We start from the raw sequence: 19,424 nt of genomic DNA on the forward strand, positions 1-19,424 counted from the left end.
GTTTAAAGCGGCTGCAAAGATAAAGAATTTAATTCCTAATCTGCAAATAAAATTTTAACTTTTTTTTGAGCAACTTCCTCAGCAAAACCTCATGTTTACTAGTGGTCTGTATGATTCATTAACCCTAAAAGCGGCTGCAAATATAATTGATTTAATTTTATATATCCTAATGCAAACCAATAAAATTTTAAAAAAAGCTTTTTCGTTACTCTCTATGCTCAATTCCTTAAAATTAAAACCAAAATCATAACGCACTTTCCGTTGAAAGCGGTGCAAAGATAAAGGATTATTTCTCCCACTTCCAAATGCTTTTGGAAAGAAATTGAAAACATTCTCTTAACTATCTGGTAACCTGATAAAATATTTTTTTGAAGACTTTTGAATTAGCGAATGCCTACTTATAAAAGAAGCCAAATGATGAATTCGCTACTCGTAATGCTCCCCCTTCCATTAGGGATAGTAGCGATATCCTTTTTGCGAGGAACGAGCCAAAAGATTTAGCGAATAGCCCGACCTTTTTCCTGATATTATACAGGAAAAAGGGAATGGCATGATGAAAAATGAAAAATTTAGGCTTTTTAACTATCCTTCGGAAAAGATATTATGCAGATATACTATCTTCGTGTGACGAAATTGTTTTAACACATTAATTCTCGCATGGTGACGAATCGTATTGTTATTATACCAACCTACAACGAAAAAGAAAATATTGAAGCGATTGTAAGAAAAGTATTTTCGCTGGATACAGCTTTTGATGTTCTTATTATAGAAGACAGTTCGCCTGATGGCACTGCAGCAATTGTAAAAAAATTGCAAAATGAATTTTCGCAACTACATATGGTGGAACGAAAAGGAAAACTAGGATTAGGAACCGCCTACATTGCTGGTTTTAAATGGGCCTTGGAGCACAAATATGAATATATATTTGAAATGGATGCTGATTTTTCGCACAATCCGGAAGATTTGATTCATTTGTATGAAGCCTGTTCGAAAAAAGGCGGTGACATGGCCATTGGATCGCGCTACGTTTCTGGGGTAAATGTTGTAAATTGGCCTATGGGTAGAGTTCTGATGTCGTATTTTGCATCAAAATATGTGCGTTTTATTACCGGCATGAAAATTCACGATGCTACTGCGGGTTTTAAATGCTATACGAGAAAAGTTCTAGAAACAATTGATTTGGAGAACATTCGATTTAAAGGTTATGCTTTTCAGATTGAAATGAAGTTTACAACCTGGAAATATGGTTTTAAGATTATTGAAGTGCCCATTATTTTTACTGATAGAACACAGGGAAGTTCTAAAATGAATGGTGGAATTTTTAATGAAGCCGTTTGGGGAGTAATTAAAATGAAGTTGAGAAGTTTTTTTACCAAATACGAAAGATAGATTTTCACAATACTTATAATTAAACAAGCAAAATGTCGACTTATCTTATCAAAAATGCCCTAGTTATTAATGAAGGCAAAAAATTTGCAGGAAGCGTTCTTGTAAAAGATCAGCTAATTGAAGAAATATATACTTCGGAGCCTGAAATTTTAGATAAAAACTGGACTGTTATTGATGCTGGAGGCAAATTATTAATTCCTGGCGTTATTGATGACCAAGTTCATTTTCGCGATCCGGGCATGCCACAAAAAGGTGATTTGTACACCGAATCGAGAGCTGCACTTGCTGGAGGAACCACTTCCTTTATGGATATGCCAAACGTAAAACCGCAGACAATTACTCAGAAATTACTTGCAGAACGCTATCAACTTGGTGCTGAAAAATCCTTGGCCAACTATTCGTTTTACATGGGCGCTACCAATACCAATTTAGAAGAAATTCTAAAAACAGATCCGAAAACGGTTTGTGGAATCAAAATTTTTATGGGTTCTTCAACCGGAAATATGTTGGTAGATGACATTGATACGCTTTCGCAGATTTTTGAAAAAGCACCTCTACTCATCGCAACACATTGTGAGGATTCACCTACTATTGACAAAAACCAAGCTGAATATCAAAAAAAATATGGAGATGATATTCCCATGGAGTGTCATGGAGAGATTAGAAGTGCCGAAGCTTGCTACAAATCCTCATCGAAAGCCATTGAATTGGCCAAAAAATACAATACACGACTTCATATCTTACACTTGTCTAGTGCCAAAGAAATGGAACTATTCGACAATACGATTCCTTTGAAAGAGAAAAGAATTACTGCTGAAGTTTGTGTTCACCATTTGTGGTTTACCGATCAGGATTACAAAACCAAAAAATCAAGAATTCGCTGGAATCCGGCCATTAAAACTCAAAACGATCAGGATGCACTTTGGGAAGCACTTTTAGATAACCGGCTAGATGTTGTTGCCACCGATCACGCGCCTCACACTCCCGAAGAAAAAGATGGCAACTACATGCAAGCTGCTGGTGGCGGTCCTTTGGTTCAGCATTCCTTAGTCGCGATGATGGAACAGGCACGAAGAGGAAAAATCAGTATTGAAAAAGTAGTTGAAAAAATGTGTCACGCTCCGGCTGAATTATTCCAGGTTGAAAAACGTGGATTTATTCGCAAAGGCTACTATGCCGATTTGGTTCTGTTAGAAGAAGATGATTGGACAGCAACCCATGAAAATTCACTTTATAAATGTGGATGGACTCCTTTCGATGGAGAAAAATTTCAATATCAAGTTGACAAAACCTTTGTAAATGGTCATTTGGCATACGACAATGGCAAATTTGACGAAAGCAAAAAAGGAATGAGATTGCATTTTGACAGATAGACCTCTTTCTTAAAATCTAAGATACTCGACAATTAATAAGATCTTAAAATGATAAAACGCATTCCAATAGCAGCAGCTCTGATTTTTTCAGGGCTGTTTTTGTTTTCTTGCCAGCAGCAGAAAAAAAATGAGTCTACTCAATATTCAGGAATTAAAATTGCTGATCCGATCACCTATGAAGTAGTAGTGAGCAATCCAAACCCTGAAGATGAGTGGAAAGCTGAATGTTTAGAGAACACGAATGTAAACAACCTGGTGAAAGACATTATAAAAGCCGTAAGAAATGGCGATTTAGCAGCTTTCGACTACTACGACAATCATCAGCTTTCGAAGCCAGAACTCGAAAAGATAATAGCCGAAAGTAATTTATTGAACAAGACAGGAAACATTCAGTTTATGGAGGAATGGTACTGGAATTCGGATAAGCTTTCGCTTGAAAAAAAAGTTAAAAAGATGATGTTAGGCTACGAAATATATGATGCTTTGGGGAAAATTAGAGGATACAAAGCAAGTTTTGTAGTAGAATTAAATGCAGATTAAGAGTAATCATCCACAAATGAGAAGCTAAGAACAATTCCTTTTTCTCATTCCCCTGAAAACTTTCATTGAAATTCTTCATTTCCTGAAATTCCATCTATTTTTGTAGCCTATTTGAGAATCAGGAAGCTTGTAACTCAAAAGCTCTCTCAACTCCTCACATCTAAAATCTCATATCAAAATGAAAGTCTTATTTATAGATTCAACTCACGCGCGACTAAGAGAAATGCTCGAGGAAGCCGGGTTTGAATGCTCCTACTATCCTGAAAAGAACAAAGAAGAATTGTTGGCTATTTTTCCGGAATTCGATGGTTTTATTATTCGTAGTAAATTCAAATTAAACAAAGAAGAATTAGATCAGGCCACCAAACTTAAATTTATTGGTCGTGTGGGTGCCGGTCTGGAAAATATTGATGTTGACTACGCCGAAAGCAAAGGCATACGATGCTTTAATGCTCCAGAAGGAAACCGCGATGCCGTTGGCGAACATGCAGTAGGAATGCTACTTTGTTTGTTCAACAACTTGTGCCGATGCAATTGGGAAGTTCGCCATGGAATGTGGCGACGCGAAGAAAACAGAGGCATCGAGATAAAAGGAAAAACCGTTGGAATTATTGGTTACGGTAATATGGGCGGTGCTTTTGCCCAACGTTTAAAGGGTTTTGGCTGCAAAGTTATTGCCTACGACAAATACAAATTCGATTACTCGGATGAATTTTGTAAGGAGAAACAATTAGAAGATCTGTTTGAGCAATGCGATGTATTGAGTTTACATGTGCCACAAACCGAAGAAACCATGTTTATGGTGAATGATGAATTCCTGAAAAAATTCAAAAAACCAATTTACCTCATTAATACAGCTCGCGGAAAAGTTGTTCGTCTTGCCGATTTGGTAAAGAACCTAGAGTCTGGCCAGATAAAAGGAGCTTGTTTGGATGTTTTGGAATTCGAAAAAACTTCTTTCGAAGATTTGCATGCATCGGAATTGCCTGCAGAATTTAAATATCTGATTAAATCAGAAAAAGTATTGCTGAGTCCGCATGTTGGTGGCTGGACCCACGAATCGAATATAAAACTATCGGAAGTAACGGCTCAAAAAATTATTGATGAGTTTGGGAACCAGAAATTATGCCAAAGAAAAAAAGATTGATTGCAGACATCTTAATCTTGCATCAATCTTTTACTTTAATCAAGGTATAAATTGCAAAAAAAATATTAATCCTTTGTAATTCTTTTGTATTCTATCATGGTCTCTCCTTGTTCTGCTTTCCAGATTCCTGCCTTAATATCATCATTTAAATTATTTTGAAACTCCACAATATATTGATATAAATTTTCTGAAATATGAATTTCAGCCCCAGAGGTAATATCCCATTTCACCAATCCATCTTCCCCAATGTAGGTATGTTCAAAAAATCGCCCCTTGGCATTATGAAATATCCAAATATTTTTAGATTTCATTAGCGTCCCCCCTTTAAATATATCATCATCTGTTTCCAAAAACATCGTAAAGTAATTAAATATTTCTGGAGAGACATTGGCTTCTTTTGCTGATTTAAAATGCCATTTTACCACACCGTCCTCCACGTATCTCTGTTCATCAAATCGTTCCTTTGATTTCAAATAAACATTCCTAACCGCTGAATCTTCCCTAATAGACCAATCAAACAGAGGATTGTGCAAGCTTAGATACTCATTCTTATGGTTCTTGCATCCTAAAACACACAAGAATAGTATATGAATAATTATTATTATTCTATTCCTCATCACTATTTTATGGGTTCTACCATTATTCCTCCTTGTTTTGCTTTCCAAGTACCTTCTTTAATGTAATCATTCATTACAATTTGCGTTTGAACAATATAATCAAATAAATTTTCGGAAATATGAATTTCTGCACCAGATGTAATATTCCACTTTAACAATCCATCATCCCCTATATACATATGCTCTATAAATCTACCTCTCGCAGTATGTAAAATCCATATATTTTTAGATTTCATGAGTGTACCCCCTTTATTAATATCATCATCAGTCTCTAAAAACATGGTAAAATAATCAAATATTTCTTGAGAAACATTAGCATCCTTTGCTGATTTAAAATGCCATTTCACCACGCCATTCTCCACATATCTCTGTTCATCGAATCGCTCCTTAGATTTCAAATAAACACTTCTTACTGTTGAATCTTCTCTAATAGACCAATCAAATAAAGGATCATGTAAGGTTAAATATTCTACCTTGCGATTATGACAGCCTAAAACACACAAGAACATCACTACGCATAATACCGCTTGAGTAATTACAATCTTATTTTTCATAAATGTATTGTTAATATTATCAACTTTTAATTAAAAACAACAATTTACAAAAACCCTTATTTTTAACAAAAATTAATTATGAGCGGATACAACAAGACTGTATAAATTTCATTTTCAACCAGATAATTTCTTACAGGTAAAAGGTGCTTGTTTGGATGTATTGGAATTCGAAAAGACATCTTTTGAAGATTTGCATGCCTCTGAACTTCCTGCAGAATTTAAGGCTCTGATTGAATCGGAGAAAGTATTGCTTAGTCCGCACGTTGGTGGCTGGACACACGAATCGAATATAAAACTATCGGAAGTTACTGCTCAGAAAATTATTGATGAGTTTGGGAAGTAATCTTCCAACATTAAAAAAATCCTCAATTCCATATAGAATTGAGGATTTTTGTTTACGAATTTATCTCGTATTGAACGAAAAGATCACCATTCAAATCTCTTCCCTCTTTCACTTTTGTCATTCCACATTTTTTGGAGACTTGTTCCGAAGCCAAATTCTCCTGATACATTCGCGCTACCATTTTTTGCAGATTCAATTTTGAAAAGCCATACTCAATCAGTCCCTTGCAGATTTCTGTGCCAAAACCTTTTCCCCAGCAATCCGATTTTAGGATGTATCCCAATTCTAGTTGTCTCAGATTCTCGAAGGAGTTAAAAAAACCTGCTTCGCCAATTAACTGCTTATTTTCCTTACAGATGACAGCAAAAATTCCAAAACCTAAATCGTAATTGACATTGGTTTTCTCATATTTTTCCGACAAATTTTCTTTCTTCCACAAAATTTTAGAATTGGGAATAAAGCGCATCACCTCTGTGTCGCGATAAATTTCCAAAAGATCTAAAATCTCCTTTTCTGTTATCGACTGAAAAAGCAAACGCTCTGTCTCAAAAAATATCATCCTCACTATTTTTAAAATCCGTAAGCCATTCCCACACCAAAGTAATGGTAAGCTACATCGGTTAACTCTATTTCCGATTCCATAATTAGCGACCAGCCATTACCTACCGCAACACGGATTCCTATTGGTATCCAAAGAGGAATTGTGGTCTCATCACCAAAGTTAATATCCATGTCGAAACCACTAATTAACTTTGTACCCGAAGCAAGCGGAACAGTAACATTTGCCGTTCCATCAAAGCCAAAATCATGAAAATGGTGAGCTCCGGCAGATAGAGAAAGATTTTTACTTATCCCGAATTCAACATCGCCACCATAATAGTTTTCGTCACCAAAAGCACCAATTTTGGCACCTAAATCAATATTATTTCCAATGCCTACACCTGCATGAAAAAACATTAGAAATTCATTGGATCCACTTGAGTCGAGTAAAGACGGCTCAAAACCGATTGCAGCTTCACCAGAACTCAAAATTCCTGAGGTATTAAAAACCTGTGCCTTGCTTGCTAATACTCCCAAAATAAGAGCAAGCAACATAAAATTTTTCTTCATAATTTATTAATCCTTTTTACCAGAAACTACAAAATTGAGCAAACTATTGTGCAGATCAGAATTTTTTTTGAAAAACAATTTCTATTTAAAATTGAAAAAAGGTTCTTTATCTCAAAATTCCATAAAAAAATCGTTAGCAAACTATTAAAATCTGCTAACGACTTGTGTGTTTTCTCGAAAAGGTTTAATAAATCGCTCTTGCGATATCGCGAACACAATTGCTTGCCATTAAGGTATAAAAGTGCAAGGAAGGAACGCCATGTTGAATCAACTCTTTTCCCTGTTGAATTCCCCATTCTATTCCTACTTGTTTCACCTCATCGTTGGTTTTACATTTACGAACTTCGGCTGCCAAAGCTTCCGGTATGTCTGTTTTAAAAATCTGCGGAAGCACTGTTAATTGACTTAAAGCCGAAATTGGCTTAATTCCTGGTACAATAGGCACGTTGATTCCTGCCGCTCTTGCTCTCTTCTCAAAATCGAAAAATTTCTGATTATCGAAAAACATCTGCGTTACTATGTAATCAGCACCCGCATCTACCTTCTTTTTTAACCAATAAATATCGGAATCCAAATTCGGAGCTTCTTCATGTTTTTCGGGATATCCGGCTGTACCGTAAGAAAAAGGAGTTGAAAAAGGCTCTACATGAGTTCCATCCAAAAAATCACCTTTGTTAATATTATTTACCTGATGAATCAAATCGATGGCGTATTTGTGTTCTCCCTGATTGGAAATAAATTCATGCCTAGAAGAAGAATCACCACGGAGCAACAATACATCATGAATATCTAAGAAATTCAAATCCAAAAGCGCATTTTCTGTTTCTTCAGGCAAAAAACCGCTGCAAATTACATGAGGCACCACCGTAATTTTGTATTCGTTCTTAATGGCTGCCGCCACAGCTACTGTGCCTGGTCGCTTTCGCGTGATTTTCTTTTGAATTGTTCCATCAGCTGACTCAGTAAAGACCATTTCATCACGATGAGCAGTAATATTGATGTATTTTGGATCGAATTCCTTTAATTTATCGATGGTATTAAAAACTTTATATATGCTATTTCCCCGCAAAGGAGGCAACAATTCAAAAGAGAAATGTGTGGTTTTATTCTCAATTGCCTGATTTAATAATTCTATTACTTTCATTGGTTTTTGTTAGATATGAGATCTTAGATGTGAGAGTCTTTCTCTAAATCTTATCAATCGTATTTATAGTATTGCTGTCAACAGCTTTTTTGCTTTTTCTTCTGATATTCCTTTTCGGGATGCATAATCTTTCAACTGATCCTCTTTAATTTTATCAATTGTAAAATACATGGCTTCGGGATGAGCCAATACCAAACCACTAACCGATGCAGCAGGATACATGGCAAAATTCTCTGTTAAGCTAGCACCAATCTGCTTTTCTACATCCAGAAAATCCCAAAGAACTTGTTTTTCAGAATGCTCAGGTAATGATGGATATCCAAAGGCAGGACGAATTCCCTGATAATTTTCACGAAGCATATCCTCTACACTCCCATCCTCATCGGTAGCATAGCCCCAATCTTCTTTACGGATTTTTTCGTGCAACAATTCGGTAAAGGCTTCCGCTAAACGATCGGCTAGAACTTTAATCATGATGCTATTGTAATCATCGTGATTCGCTGCCAACTTCTCTACGATTTCATCGACACCTATACCTGCTGTAACTACAAATGCTCCTATATAATCAATTCTACCCGATTCTTTTGGTGCAATAAAATCGCTCAAGCATAAACTGGTTAATCCTTTCTTAAATTTTTCTTGCTGACGAATGCCACAAAAACGAGTAATTTCTTTCGATCTATCCTCATCGGCATACAAAACAATATCATCGCCTTCACTATTGGCAGGGAATAAACCATAAACCGCACTAGCCTCTAATAATCCTTCTCTTTCAATCACATCCAACATACGATTGGCATCTTCGAAAAGAGTTTTGGCCTCCTCTTTAAAATCAGGATCTTCCATAATTTCGGGATACATGCATTTCAGCTCCCAGGCAACAAAAAAGAAAGTCCAATCGATGTATTTACGAATTTCACCAATGGAAAAGTTCTTTAGTACCTGCATTCCTGTTTTATTCGGCTTGTAAATTGGTTCTGTAGTCCAATCGTATCGCTCTTTATTTTGTCGCGCCTCCTCTAAGGAATAGTATTCTTTTGGTTTTTGATTTTCATGAACTGTTCGTACCTCCTGATATTTCTCACGAACTGTTTCCAAATAATCTTCTCTCTTATTCTTATTGCACAATTGCTTGAAAATTCCTACCGATTTGGATGCATCCACAACGTGAACCACTCCATGACCGTAATTGGGTTCAATTTTCACTGCCGTATGCAATTCCGAGGTGGTTGCTCCTCCTACTACCAAAGGAATTTCAAAGCCTTGACGCTTCATTTCTTCCGCCACAAAACACATTTCTTCCAATGAAGGAGTAATCAAACCACTTAAACCGATGGCATCCACATTTTCTTGAATGGCTACTTCTAAGATTTTTGCACAAGGAACCATAACTCCCAAATCAATCACCTCGAAATTGTTACAGCCCAAAACAACACCCACAATATTTTTTCCAATATCGTGAACATCACCTTTTACGGTAGCCATCAATATTTTGCCGGCATTTTTCGCATCGGTTACGCTATTTTTTTCATCCTCGATAAAAGGTTGAAGGTAAGCAACAGCCTTTTTCATTACCCTGGCAGATTTTACCACCTGTGGCAAAAACATTTTTCCATCTCCAAACAGATTGCCAACCACATTCATTCCATCCATCAAAGGCTGCTCAATTACATCCAATGCACGAGGCAATAGCTGTCTGGCTTCTTCGGCATCTTGCTCAATATAATCGGTTATTCCTTTTACCAATGAATAGGAAAGGCGTTCGAAACAAGTTTTTTCTCTCCAGGCATCGGCTCTCACCTGCACTTTTCCTGCCGATTTTAATCCTTCGGCAAATTCGATGAGTATTTCCGTTGCTTCGGGTTTGCGGTTCAAAACCACATCCTCAACTTTCTCCAAAAGTTCGGGCTCTATTTCATCGTAAATTTGCAACATTCCCGGATTTACAATTCCCATATCTAAACCTTCTTTTATGGCATGATACAAGAAAACCGAATGCATGGCTTCACGAACTGTATTATTCCCTCGGAAAGAAAAAGACAGATTGCTGATTCCTCCACTAATTTTCGCGTAAGGAAGATTTGCTTTGATCCACTTTACGGTTTTAATATAGTCTACAGCATAATTATTATGCTCTTCAATTCCGGTAGCAATGGCCAATACATTGGGATCAAAAATGATATCCTCTGCTGGAAAACCAACTGTTTCGGTTAATATTTTATAAGCTCTGCCGCAAATTTCAGTTCTTCGTTCGAAAGTATCGGCCTGACCTTTCTCATCGAATGCCATTACTACTGTAGCAGCTCCGTATCTTTTTATCTGACTTGCATGATTGATAAATTCCTCTTCCCCCTCTTTTAAGGAGATAGAATTAACCACACATTTTCCCTGCACACATTTTAAGCCTGTTTCTAGAACCGACCATTTCGAGGAGTCAATCATTATGGGAACACGTGAAATTTCAGGTTCTGAAACCAATAACTTCAAGAAAATATCCATTTCCTTTTCTGCATCCAACATGGCATCATCCATATTCACATCGATGATTTGCGCGCCATTTTCAACCTGATTACGTGCAATAGAAAGAGCTTCTTCGTATTTTTTCTCACGAATTAAACGAGCAAATTTTAATGAACCTGCTACATTGGTACGTTCTCCCACATTCACAAAATTACTCAAGGAATTGATTCTAAGCAATTCCAATCCGCTTAAGCGAGTTTCCTTTTCCACCTCAGGAATTTCCCGAGGAGCTGCATTTTTTACAGCATCGGCTAATATTTTAATATGCTCGGGTCGCGTTCCACAACAACCACCCACAATGTTTATCTTTTTATTATCGAGTAATTCTCGAAGATCGGTCAACATGGCCTCGGGAGTCTCATCGTACTCGCCCAATTCATTTGGCAAACCAGCATTCGGATAAACACTCACATAAACCGGAAGTAAAGAATCCAATTGCTGAATATATGGCACCAAATCTTTAGCTCCAAAAGCACAATTCAATCCGATGCTTAGCAAACGATCACATTTCATTGAAGTAACAAAAGCTTCCAATGTTTGTCCCGAAAGAGTTCTTCCGCTGTTGTCGGTAATGGTTCCCGAAATCATGATAGGCGTATCCAATTCTCTTTCGCTCAGCAATAAATCGGCTGCATAAATAGCAGCTTTGGCATTTAAAGTATCAAAAATCGTTTCTATTAAAAGTGCATCTACTCCACCATCCAACAAACCTTTTATTTGCTCAGTATAAATTCTTACCAGATCATCAAAACTCACATCGCGAAAGCCAGGATCTTCTACTTTTGGTGACATAGAAGTGGTCTTATTGGTCGGTCCGATAGCACCAGCTACCCAGCGAGGAGTTTCAGGATCGATGGCATTCATTTCCTGAATAGCAGCACGTGCATTCATTACAGCTTCCAAATTCAGTTCGTAAGCCAGTTCTTCCAATTGATAATCGGCCAATGAAATCGCATTGGAGTTGAAAGTATTGGTTTCGATAATATTAGCTCCCGCTTCCAAAAATTTGAGATGAATTCCCTTAATAATTTCAGGTTGAGTTAGGGTAAGCAGATCGTTATGCCCTTTCTGATCACAGGAAAAATCTGCAAAACGTGTTCCCCGAAAATCCGATTCAGTCAATTTATGAGACTGAATCATGGTTCCCATCGCTCCATCTAAAACAAGAATTTGCTTCTGTAAGACTTCTTTTATCGGTGTATATTTTTGTTCCATATTCGTTTTCGACTGTTAGATAAATTGAAGCATTACTTTTCTTCGGTTCTACCAAACATGATATTTTTGATTTATTTCTAACTCTTGCATAAAATGGAAGATCAATTCCTTCCAGATTCTCATTCAAAACAAGCTTGTTCCTTCGTTCAATGTAAAAAGTATATTCTGAGTAAAATTAAGCTTTATTATATATTTCGTAAACTGTACAAAGATAAAAACCAAATCTTTTTCCCTCAACCATAGAATCTTCAGGTGAAAATCTGTATCATTATTCCAATCTGTTTCAGCTGTTAATTTTCCTCATTCAACTTATTCTTCACCAAAATAGGCCAGAAAAATATCCTTCTCCAGAAGTTGTTCTCGGATTTTAATTAATTCCGACAAATTCAAAGTTCCGATTATGTAATTAAACTCTTTTCCTGTTAAAGATTCTGATATTTCTTTGAAATTAAATAGAGACAAATCCTTTTTATCGGAATACCTTAAGTAAATTTCAACATCCATATTGTTGGTAAACTGCAAACCACCGTAATATTTCAGCTTTTTATATTCGTACTTATAATCGTAAGCCAAGGCGGTAATATCCGATAAAACTGCCGATCCGGTTGGATGAGCACCCGCGCCTTTTCCATACATGAACTGGTTATCGTAAAAATTCCCCTGAATCACCACTCCATTGTAATGACTATCTACAGTATATGCGTGTTCGTTTGGTTTTACAAATTTGGGTGCTACCAATAAATTCACCTGATTTCCATTCACTTTACTCACCTTGCCAATCAATCGAATTTTGTATCCTTTTTGGCTCGCCAATTGAATATCGTGAGTCGAGAGATTCGAAATTCCACAATTAAAAACCTCATCAGGATGCACAAACAAACCAAAACCATGAACCCCAAGAAGAATCAATTTGTACAAAGTATCGAAACCACCAACATCCGAAGTAGGGTCACTCTCGGCATATCCCAGATCCTGAGCCTCCTTTAATGCGATTTGATAATCGGAATTTTCATTGAAAATCTTAGTCAGAATGTAATTGGAAGATCCATTCAGAATTCCACTTACCGATTGTAACAAATCATTGTCGTAATACTCCTCTAAATTTCTGATAATAGGAATACTTCCGCAAGCCGAAGCTTCGTATAGAAGTGAAACATTGTGTTGCCATTGCAGTTGAATAAGTTCCTCAACATGGTAAGCAAGCATTTTTTTATTGGCCGAAACTATATGTTTTCCTTTTTGCAAAGCTTTTTTCACAATCCCATAAGCAGCTTCAGCATCATCTATCAATTCAGCCACCACATTAATTTCCGGATCGTTCAAAATATCATCGGGATTCGTAGTTAACAATTTTGAATCTAAATCTCTTTCCTTCTCTGCATTTTTAACGCAAACTTTCACGATAGAAGCATCAAGACCTTTGCTATTTTTAAGTACGTGAGCCAATCCGGAACCTACAACACCGTAGCCGAAAATACCTATTTTTAGTTTTTTACTCATTATTTTCTTTTTCCGTTAAAAAGGCTTTTAAAACCTTACTTAATTGCTCCTGCTCTAAAAGGAAACCATCGTGTCCATAAATTGAATTTATTTCCAGAAATTTGGCATTGGAAATTTTATCAGCAATAAATTTTTGTTCCTGAATGGGGAAAATCTGATCCGAATTGACTCCAATCACCAAAGTTCGGGCTTCAATTTCACTCAAAGCAGCTTCAACACTTTTTCGTCCACGTCCCATATCATGACTATCCATTATTTTGGAAAGGTGCCAATAAGAATAGGCGTTAAATCTTCTCGCCAACTTCTCGCCCTGATATCTTTGATAGGAACTGGCACGATAATCATCGGTTTTACCCTCTTCATTTTCCTGCTGAGAATGATCGTAAGTTGCATAAGTTCGATAGCTGAGCAATGCAATTGATCTTGCCACACGCATTCCATTTAAACCTGCCTGATCATTGGATTCTTTCCAAGTTGGATCGACCTCGATTGCCATTCGTTGCGATTCGTTAAAAGCAATTCCCCAAGGAGAATGCTTGGCATTAGAGGCCAAAATTACCAAATTATCTAATTTATCATTTAATGAATGAGCCCACTCCATAGCTTGCATGCCACCAAGCGAACTTCCAATTAACATGTGAATACGTTCAATTTTTAAATGCTTTCGCAAAATTTCATGAGCCCCTACTAAATCGCGAACCGTTAATTGCGGGAAATCGTGATAGTAAGCTTCTCCGTTTACCGGATTTTTTGAGAGAGGACCTGTTGAACCATAACAAGAAGCCAGCGTATTATCGCATACAATGAAGTAATCTTTCGGGTTGAATAAGTCATTCTCCCCAAACAATCCTTTCCACCAATCGAAAACATCGGAATTAGCTGTAAGAGCATGACAAACCCAAATCACATTGTTCCTTTTCGGATCGTATTCTCCGTAGGTATGGTAACTAAATTCCAACTCGTTCAGACTCTTCCCTGATTCAAGCTCTAGACCTTCTTTATGGATGTAACATTCTGGATTCACTAGTTATTAATTTTGTTTTGTTGCTTGATTTATTTTTGCAATCCTATTGCCCAAAATACTTAATTTTCAATCAAAAATAAGCCGCTAAATGCTTCCTTCCATTGAAAATACCTTTTGACCAAAATAAATAAATACTCCCACAGCTCTTTCACACACCATCGAGTAAAAAGCTGCAGGAGTAGGAATTTAATTGATTGTCTCTATATTAATTGCTTTTTCTACAGCCTGTTTAATATCCGCTTTAATGTCATCGATGTGCTCAATTCCTACCGAAATACGAAGCAAACCGGGTTCCACTCCCGAATCTTTCTGCTCTTTCAAACCTAACTGCTCATGTGTGGTAGAACTTGGGTGAATAATTAAAGTTTTTGCATCTCCCAAATTGGCTACATGCGAGAGTAATTCTACTCCATCAACCAATTTATCGGCTACCTCTTTTCCACCTTTTACTTTAAATGTAAGTACCGAACCAGCACCTTTTTTGAAATATTTCTGTGCCTTTTCGTAGTATGGACTCGAAGGTAATCCTGGATAATTTACTTTTTCAACCCAATCTTGTTCTTCAAGCCATTTTGCCAATGCAATTGTATTTTCAACATGGCGATCTAAGCGAAGTGATAGCGTTTCCAAACCCTGCAGAAGTAGGAATGAATTGAATGGACTTTGACTGCAACCATAATCTCTCAAACCTTCCACTCGGGCACGAATGGCAAAAGCAATGTTTCCAAAAGGTCCTTCCGAACCAAAAACATCCCAAAATACCAATCCATGATATCCTTCTGAAGGTTCTGTGAATTGAGGATATTTTCCATTTCCCCAATTGAAATTACCACCATCAACAATAACGCCACCGACTGCGGTACCATGACCACAAATCCATTTGGTTGTTGACTCTACAACAATATTAGCTCCGTGCTCTAACGGACGGAACAAATATCCGCCTGCTCCTAAAGTGTTATCTACAATAAGTGGCAAATCGTATTTCTTGGCTATGGCTGATACTTTTTCAAAATCAGGAATTGAGAACTTCGGGTTTGGTAAAGCCTCTACATATATTGCTTTGGTCTTTTCATCAATCAAAGGAATAATGGTATCTGGCTCGTCGATATCAACAAAACGACATTCAATGCCCAATTTCTTGAATTGGACCTTAAATTGGTTGTAGGTTCCTCCATAAATTTGAGAAGCACTCACAAAATTATCGCCTACTTCTAAAATATTCGTTAATGCCAAAAACTGAGCAGCTTGTCCTGATGCTGTTGAAACTGCAGCCACTCCACCTTCCAGGGCAGCAATTCTCTTTTCAAAAACATCATTGGTAGGATTTGTTAAACGAGTATAGATATTTCCAAACTCTTTCAATCCAAATAAATTGGCAGCATGTTCTGAATTGTTAAACGAATATGCAGTTGTTTGATACAAAGGAACAGCTCTTGAATTTGTAGTTGGATCAATTTCCTGTCCTGCGTGTACTTGTAATGTTTCAAATTTTAAATTATGTGACATAGCGATTCTATTTTTAAATGTTTAACTCCTTGCGAAATAAATAAGCTTGTCTCTTATTCTATCTCGATAAAAAAATGTTACTAACTAGAAACGAGTTTGTTTCTGAGATGTCGCAAATGCGTAAATTCTGTTCATACAAATACTCTGCACAAAATGAGGCTACAGATTTACTTGTACTACTTCTATTTCTGTTATCACAGAATTAGTAAACTAAGAAATTTCGTATTTGAGTTCCCGGAGTCGGTGTTATTTTATACGCACCAGTGTCTAAAAAAAGGGAAAAATTTTAGAAAGGATGCGTTAAATCATACGCATCATTCGTTGCATTTGCATCATAAAAATAGATGCAGATTGCAAACTGAAGTTTTGCTCCTGATAAGCTTGATGATTGGAATTGATTTGAGTCTTCTTCATGATCTGTTAATTTATATTCACCAAAAAAAATGGTCAGGATTTGACACCTTTCAGCATTAGATGCTGCGGTTGTCAGAAGGTCGACGAGCCTGTTCTCTAACTTCTTCTGTATAAATTATAGATATCCTCCTGAGAGTTTTACCTTAAATAACGCTAGCAAAGATAATGAGCTTTTTTTAATCTCCAAATTTAAAGAGTAAGAAGTCTTATTTTTTAAACACTTAAAATATGCAATCTATACCTTATAATATAAGAGCTAATTTTAGGCAATTATTTTTAAAAAAAAATAATTGATCAAATAATTTTGCACTCTTTCGCCTGTAAATACTCCTGTAAAAAGGGAAAAATTCAAACAACAAAGTATTCCACAAAAATCAGACTCAAAGCCAGATTCAAGAATTCTCCCTTTTCATTAGAGATGTACGAAGGACAGAGGATAAAAAGTTCTCTCTTTTTAATAAAAAAATCTACGCCAATACAAACTGTGCTGTATCACGACTTCTTTGTTCCAACAAAATTTGTCTTCCTTGTGTCATTCTTTCAACAGCTTCGGCATTGTGATGACGAATGGTAATCAACTCCAGGTCTTCATTGTATTTCACCTCAAAATCATTCGAAATTTCTTCTATCATATCCATTAACCTTCGATCGCAGTTATCCACACAAACCGAAAAACTAATGGCCGAATTCTGAATGAGATTTACTTTCACACGATGTTTAGCAAACACTGAAAATAGATGACCTAAATTTTCCTCCAGGATAAAAGAAAAATTAGTTGGTCGAATTGAAATCAAGACTTGATCTTTCTTTTGAATGTAAACAGGAAGTAACTGATCCTGCTTTTTAGACGCAGTACTTATTAAAGTTCCAGATTCTTCCAAATTCAGAAAAGATCGTACCTGCAATGGGATTTTCTTCTGCTGAATGGGCTGAATTGTTTTAGGATGTATTACCTTAGCACCATAAAAAGCCAACTCGATGGCCTCCTGATAAGAAATTCGTTCCAACTTTTGTGCTTCGGGTAACCACTTAGGATCGGCATTCATAATACCTGGCACATCTTTCCATATAGCCAATTTATCTACTTCTAAAATATAGGATAAAATAGCTGCCGTATAATCAGAACCCTCACGTCCTAAAGTAGTAGTTTGATTGGTAGTCGTTCCGCCCAAAAATCCTTGAGTGATATAAACAAAGGTATTAGTAAAACCAAAAACCTGAGGAACCAACTTTTGCGAAAGTTCCCAGTTTACCCTTCCTTCCTTGTAGGTATCATCCGTTTTTAAACAAGTACGAATATCCACCCATTTATTTGGAGTCCCACTAAAGCGAAGAAACTCAGAAACAATTGTTGTAGAAATCAGCTCACCAAAACAAACAATTTGGTCGTAATCGAACTCATAACTTAAGGAAGGTATTTTTTTTAAGTAGCCCCTCAATTCCTCAAAAAGAGAATCCAATTTCGAGAAAATCACATCCTCTTTTTTGAGAAACAAATCATTTACAATGGCTACATGATAATTATATAAAGAAGCTACTTTTCCCTCAACACCTTCCTGTTTAGCCACAAAAGCATCAACAATTTCTTCCAAAGAATTGGTTGTTTTTCCCATGGCAGATAGAACAATAATCATATCATCGCGATAAGATTGTACAATCTTCACAAAATTACGCACACCATCAGCACTATTGACTGAAGCTCCACCAAATTTAAAAATGTTCATCAAAAAAAATATTAGATTCTGTGAATTTATCTTTCCTCAAAAGTTGATTCTGAAATAAAAATTGAAGTTACAAAATATTGTTTTAGCAATCTCATCAGGAAAAGAAATAGCGGACTTTCTGTAAAAAATTTCACTACTTCCTCCTCCTGCAGAACAATAAAAAAGCTTCACACATCATTTGCGAAAACGATTGAAATAAATACTTCAGGCTTCCTAAAAAAGCATAACTTTATGCTAGCAAATTAAATGTAAACCAAAAAAACTGCAAAATGACCGAACACAATAACGTTCAAACCCTCAATCAATTCATCATCCATCGTCAGGCAGATTACCCGGGAGCAAAAGGAGAACTCTCTCGTTTATTGCACCATATTGGAATTGCTTCGAAGATTGTAAACCGAGCTGTAAGCAAAGCAGGATTGGTTGATGTTCTGGGAAAATACGGAGCACAAAACGTACAGGGAGAAGATCAGCAAAAGCTGGATGTTTTTGCTGATAATCATTTTATTGATGCCTTAAAGGCCAGTGGCGAATGCTGTGCCATTGCATCGGAAGAGAATGAAGACATCATTATTTTTGAGGATGAAATGAGCAGGAATGGGAAGTATGTTTTTGCCATGGATCCGCTTGATGGCTCCTCGAATATTGATGTAAACGCTTCCATTGGCACCATTTTCTCGATTTATGAACGCATTTCGCCGCGTGGAAAGCTTGCTACAATAGAAGATTTTATGCAGGAAGGAACCAAACAGGTAGCTGCCGGATATGTAATTTACGGCTCGTCGACCATGTTGGTGTACACCACTGGTAAGGGGGTTAACGGATTCACTCTCGATCCTTCCATAGGAGAATTTTGCCTTTCGCATCCCAATATTAAAACCCCAAAAACAGGACGCATCTACTCCATTAACGAAGGGAATTACATCAACTTCCCCAGTGGGGTAAAAAAATACATCAAGTACTGTCAGGAATTCGACAAGAAGTCGAATCGTCCCTATACCTCTCGTTACATTGGCTCACTGGTAGCCGATTTCCACAGAAATTTGCTAAAAGGGGGAATTTTTATTTATCCCGAAACGAGTACGAATTTAAATGGTAAGCTTCGTTTGATGTATGAATGCAATCCGGTGGCTTTTATTGCCGAGCAAGCTGGAGGAATGGCCACCGATGGCAATGTCCGAATCCTAGAAATCAAACCAGACTCGCTACACCAGCGTGTTCCTTTCTATACAGGATCGACCAATATGGTGAAGAAAACCGAGGAGTTTTTACACTTCTTCAACAACATCTGATATCGGATTAAA

At 36.8% G+C, this 19,424-nt stretch carries 16 protein-coding genes and 1 riboswitch; of the genes, 6 read left to right on the forward strand and 10 right to left on the reverse strand.

The window, feature by feature from the left end:
* Positions 1-657: 657 nt before the first annotated feature.
* From ABYT26_RS15325 to ABYT26_RS15340, 4 genes are all read left to right on the forward strand, one after another.
* Complete coding sequence (locus tag ABYT26_RS15325) at positions 658-1,389, forward strand: polyprenol monophosphomannose synthase (RefSeq protein WP_372755465.1); 732 nt, start codon at positions 658-660, stop codon at positions 1,387-1,389.
* Positions 1,390-1,421: 32 nt separating this feature from the next.
* The gene (locus ABYT26_RS15330; protein ID WP_372755467.1) at positions 1,422-2,762 is read left to right on the forward strand and encodes a dihydroorotase; all 1,341 of its coding nucleotides are present in this window, start codon (positions 1,422-1,424) and stop codon (positions 2,760-2,762) included.
* A 48-nt stretch (positions 2,763-2,810) separates the two neighbouring features.
* The gene (locus ABYT26_RS15335; RefSeq protein ID WP_372755469.1) at positions 2,811-3,302 is read left to right on the forward strand and encodes a hypothetical protein; all 492 of its coding nucleotides are present in this window, start codon (positions 2,811-2,813) and stop codon (positions 3,300-3,302) included.
* Positions 3,303-3,480: 178 nt separating this feature from the next.
* A complete protein-coding gene (locus tag ABYT26_RS15340) occupies positions 3,481-4,449 on the forward strand; it encodes a 2-hydroxyacid dehydrogenase (RefSeq protein ID WP_372755471.1) in 969 nt (322 codons plus the stop codon).
* A 65-nt stretch (positions 4,450-4,514) separates the two neighbouring features.
* Here ABYT26_RS15340 and ABYT26_RS15345 read toward each other — a convergent pair whose 3' ends face one another.
* Together ABYT26_RS15345 and ABYT26_RS15350 are read right to left on the reverse strand one after the other, a co-directional pair.
* Positions 4,515-5,066, reverse strand: coding sequence for a hypothetical protein (locus tag ABYT26_RS15345; protein WP_372755473.1), 552 nt, complete (start codon positions 5,064-5,066; stop codon positions 4,515-4,517).
* A 2-nt stretch (positions 5,067-5,068) separates the two neighbouring features.
* On the reverse strand, positions 5,069-5,620 hold the full coding sequence (locus ABYT26_RS15350; protein ID WP_372755475.1) for a hypothetical protein: 552 nt from the start codon (positions 5,618-5,620) through the stop codon (positions 5,069-5,071).
* Between the two features lie 151 nt (positions 5,621-5,771).
* Between ABYT26_RS15350 and ABYT26_RS15355 the strand changes: the two genes are divergently transcribed.
* On the forward strand, positions 5,772-5,963 hold the full coding sequence (locus tag ABYT26_RS15355; RefSeq protein ID WP_372755477.1) for a hypothetical protein: 192 nt from the start codon (positions 5,772-5,774) through the stop codon (positions 5,961-5,963).
* Positions 5,964-6,015: 52 nt separating this feature from the next.
* On the opposite strand, the gene ABYT26_RS15360 is transcribed toward ABYT26_RS15355, so the two are convergent.
* From ABYT26_RS15360 to ABYT26_RS15395, 8 genes are all read right to left on the reverse strand, one after another.
* Positions 6,016-6,522, reverse strand: coding sequence for a GNAT family N-acetyltransferase (locus tag ABYT26_RS15360; protein WP_372755479.1), 507 nt, complete (start codon positions 6,520-6,522; stop codon positions 6,016-6,018).
* An 11-nt stretch (positions 6,523-6,533) separates the two neighbouring features.
* Positions 6,534-7,073, reverse strand: a complete 540-nt coding sequence (locus ABYT26_RS15365) for a hypothetical protein (protein ID WP_372755481.1) — start codon at positions 7,071-7,073, stop codon at positions 6,534-6,536.
* Positions 7,074-7,257: 184 nt separating this feature from the next.
* Positions 7,258-8,217 (reverse strand): methylenetetrahydrofolate reductase [NAD(P)H], encoded by a 960-nt coding sequence (gene metF, locus ABYT26_RS15370; protein WP_372755483.1) that lies wholly within the window; start codon positions 8,215-8,217, stop codon positions 7,258-7,260.
* Between the two features lie 63 nt (positions 8,218-8,280).
* Entirely contained in the window at positions 8,281-11,952 is a 3,672-nt protein-coding gene (gene metH / locus ABYT26_RS15375; RefSeq protein ID WP_372755485.1) for a methionine synthase, read from the reverse strand.
* Positions 11,953-12,261: 309 nt separating this feature from the next.
* Positions 12,262-13,452: a homoserine dehydrogenase gene (locus ABYT26_RS15380; protein ID WP_372755487.1), complete on the reverse strand. Its 1,191-nt coding sequence runs from the start codon at positions 13,450-13,452 to the stop codon at positions 12,262-12,264.
* Complete coding sequence (gene metX, locus ABYT26_RS15385; protein ID WP_372755489.1) at positions 13,445-14,476, reverse strand: homoserine O-acetyltransferase; 1,032 nt, start codon at positions 14,474-14,476, stop codon at positions 13,445-13,447. Before metX ends, ABYT26_RS15380 begins: the two co-directional genes overlap by 8 nt.
* Positions 14,477-14,662: 186 nt before the next feature.
* Positions 14,663-15,982, reverse strand: a complete 1,320-nt coding sequence (locus ABYT26_RS15390) for an O-acetylhomoserine aminocarboxypropyltransferase/cysteine synthase family protein (protein ID WP_372755491.1) — start codon at positions 15,980-15,982, stop codon at positions 14,663-14,665.
* 422 nt (positions 15,983-16,404) lie between these two features.
* A riboswitch (SAM riboswitch) is annotated at positions 16,405-16,513 on the reverse strand.
* 350 nt (positions 16,514-16,863) lie between these two features.
* Positions 16,864-18,120: an aspartate kinase gene (locus ABYT26_RS15395; RefSeq protein WP_372755493.1), complete on the reverse strand. Its 1,257-nt coding sequence runs from the start codon at positions 18,118-18,120 to the stop codon at positions 16,864-16,866.
* 269 nt (positions 18,121-18,389) lie between these two features.
* On the opposite strand from ABYT26_RS15395, the gene fbp reads away from it, so the two are divergent.
* The gene (fbp, locus tag ABYT26_RS15400) at positions 18,390-19,412 is read left to right on the forward strand and encodes a class 1 fructose-bisphosphatase (RefSeq protein ID WP_372755495.1); all 1,023 of its coding nucleotides are present in this window, start codon (positions 18,390-18,392) and stop codon (positions 19,410-19,412) included.
* Positions 19,413-19,424 lie beyond the last annotated feature (12 nt).

The organism is Labilibaculum sp. (genome assembly GCF_041595635.1).
In the GTDB taxonomy this organism is placed as follows: Bacteria; Bacteroidota; Bacteroidia; order Bacteroidales; family Marinifilaceae; genus Labilibaculum.

Bases quoted from the DNA above. Each gene is read 5' to 3' on its own strand.
- ABYT26_RS15325 (WP_372755465.1), top strand. From the start codon at position 658: ATGGTGACGAATCGTATTGTTATTATACCAACCTACAACGAAAAAGAA.
- ABYT26_RS15330 (WP_372755467.1), top strand. From the start codon at position 1,422: ATGTCGACTTATCTTATCAAAAATGCCCTAGTTATTAATGAAGGCAAA.
- ABYT26_RS15335 (WP_372755469.1), top strand. From the start codon at position 2,811: ATGATAAAACGCATTCCAATAGCAGCAGCTCTGATTTTTTCAGGGCTG.
- ABYT26_RS15340 (WP_372755471.1), top strand. From the start codon at position 3,481: ATGAAAGTCTTATTTATAGATTCAACTCACGCGCGACTAAGAGAAATG.
- ABYT26_RS15345 (WP_372755473.1), bottom strand. From the start codon at position 5,066: ATGAGGAATAGAATAATAATAATTATTCATATACTATTCTTGTGTGTT.
- ABYT26_RS15350 (WP_372755475.1), bottom strand. From the start codon at position 5,620: ATGAAAAATAAGATTGTAATTACTCAAGCGGTATTATGCGTAGTGATG.
- ABYT26_RS15360 (WP_372755479.1), bottom strand. From the start codon at position 6,522: ATGATATTTTTTGAGACAGAGCGTTTGCTTTTTCAGTCGATAACAGAA.
- ABYT26_RS15365 (WP_372755481.1), bottom strand. From the start codon at position 7,073: ATGAAGAAAAATTTTATGTTGCTTGCTCTTATTTTGGGAGTATTAGCA.
- metF (WP_372755483.1), bottom strand. From the start codon at position 8,217: ATGAAAGTAATAGAATTATTAAATCAGGCAATTGAGAATAAAACCACA.
- metH (WP_372755485.1), bottom strand. From the start codon at position 11,952: ATGGAACAAAAATATACACCGATAAAAGAAGTCTTACAGAAGCAAATT.
- ABYT26_RS15380 (WP_372755487.1), bottom strand. From the start codon at position 13,452: ATGAGTAAAAAACTAAAAATAGGTATTTTCGGCTACGGTGTTGTAGGT.
- ABYT26_RS15390 (WP_372755491.1), bottom strand. From the start codon at position 15,982: ATGTCACATAATTTAAAATTTGAAACATTACAAGTACACGCAGGACAG.
- ABYT26_RS15395 (WP_372755493.1), bottom strand. From the start codon at position 18,120: ATGAACATTTTTAAATTTGGTGGAGCTTCAGTCAATAGTGCTGATGGT.
- fbp (WP_372755495.1), top strand. From the start codon at position 18,390: ATGACCGAACACAATAACGTTCAAACCCTCAATCAATTCATCATCCAT.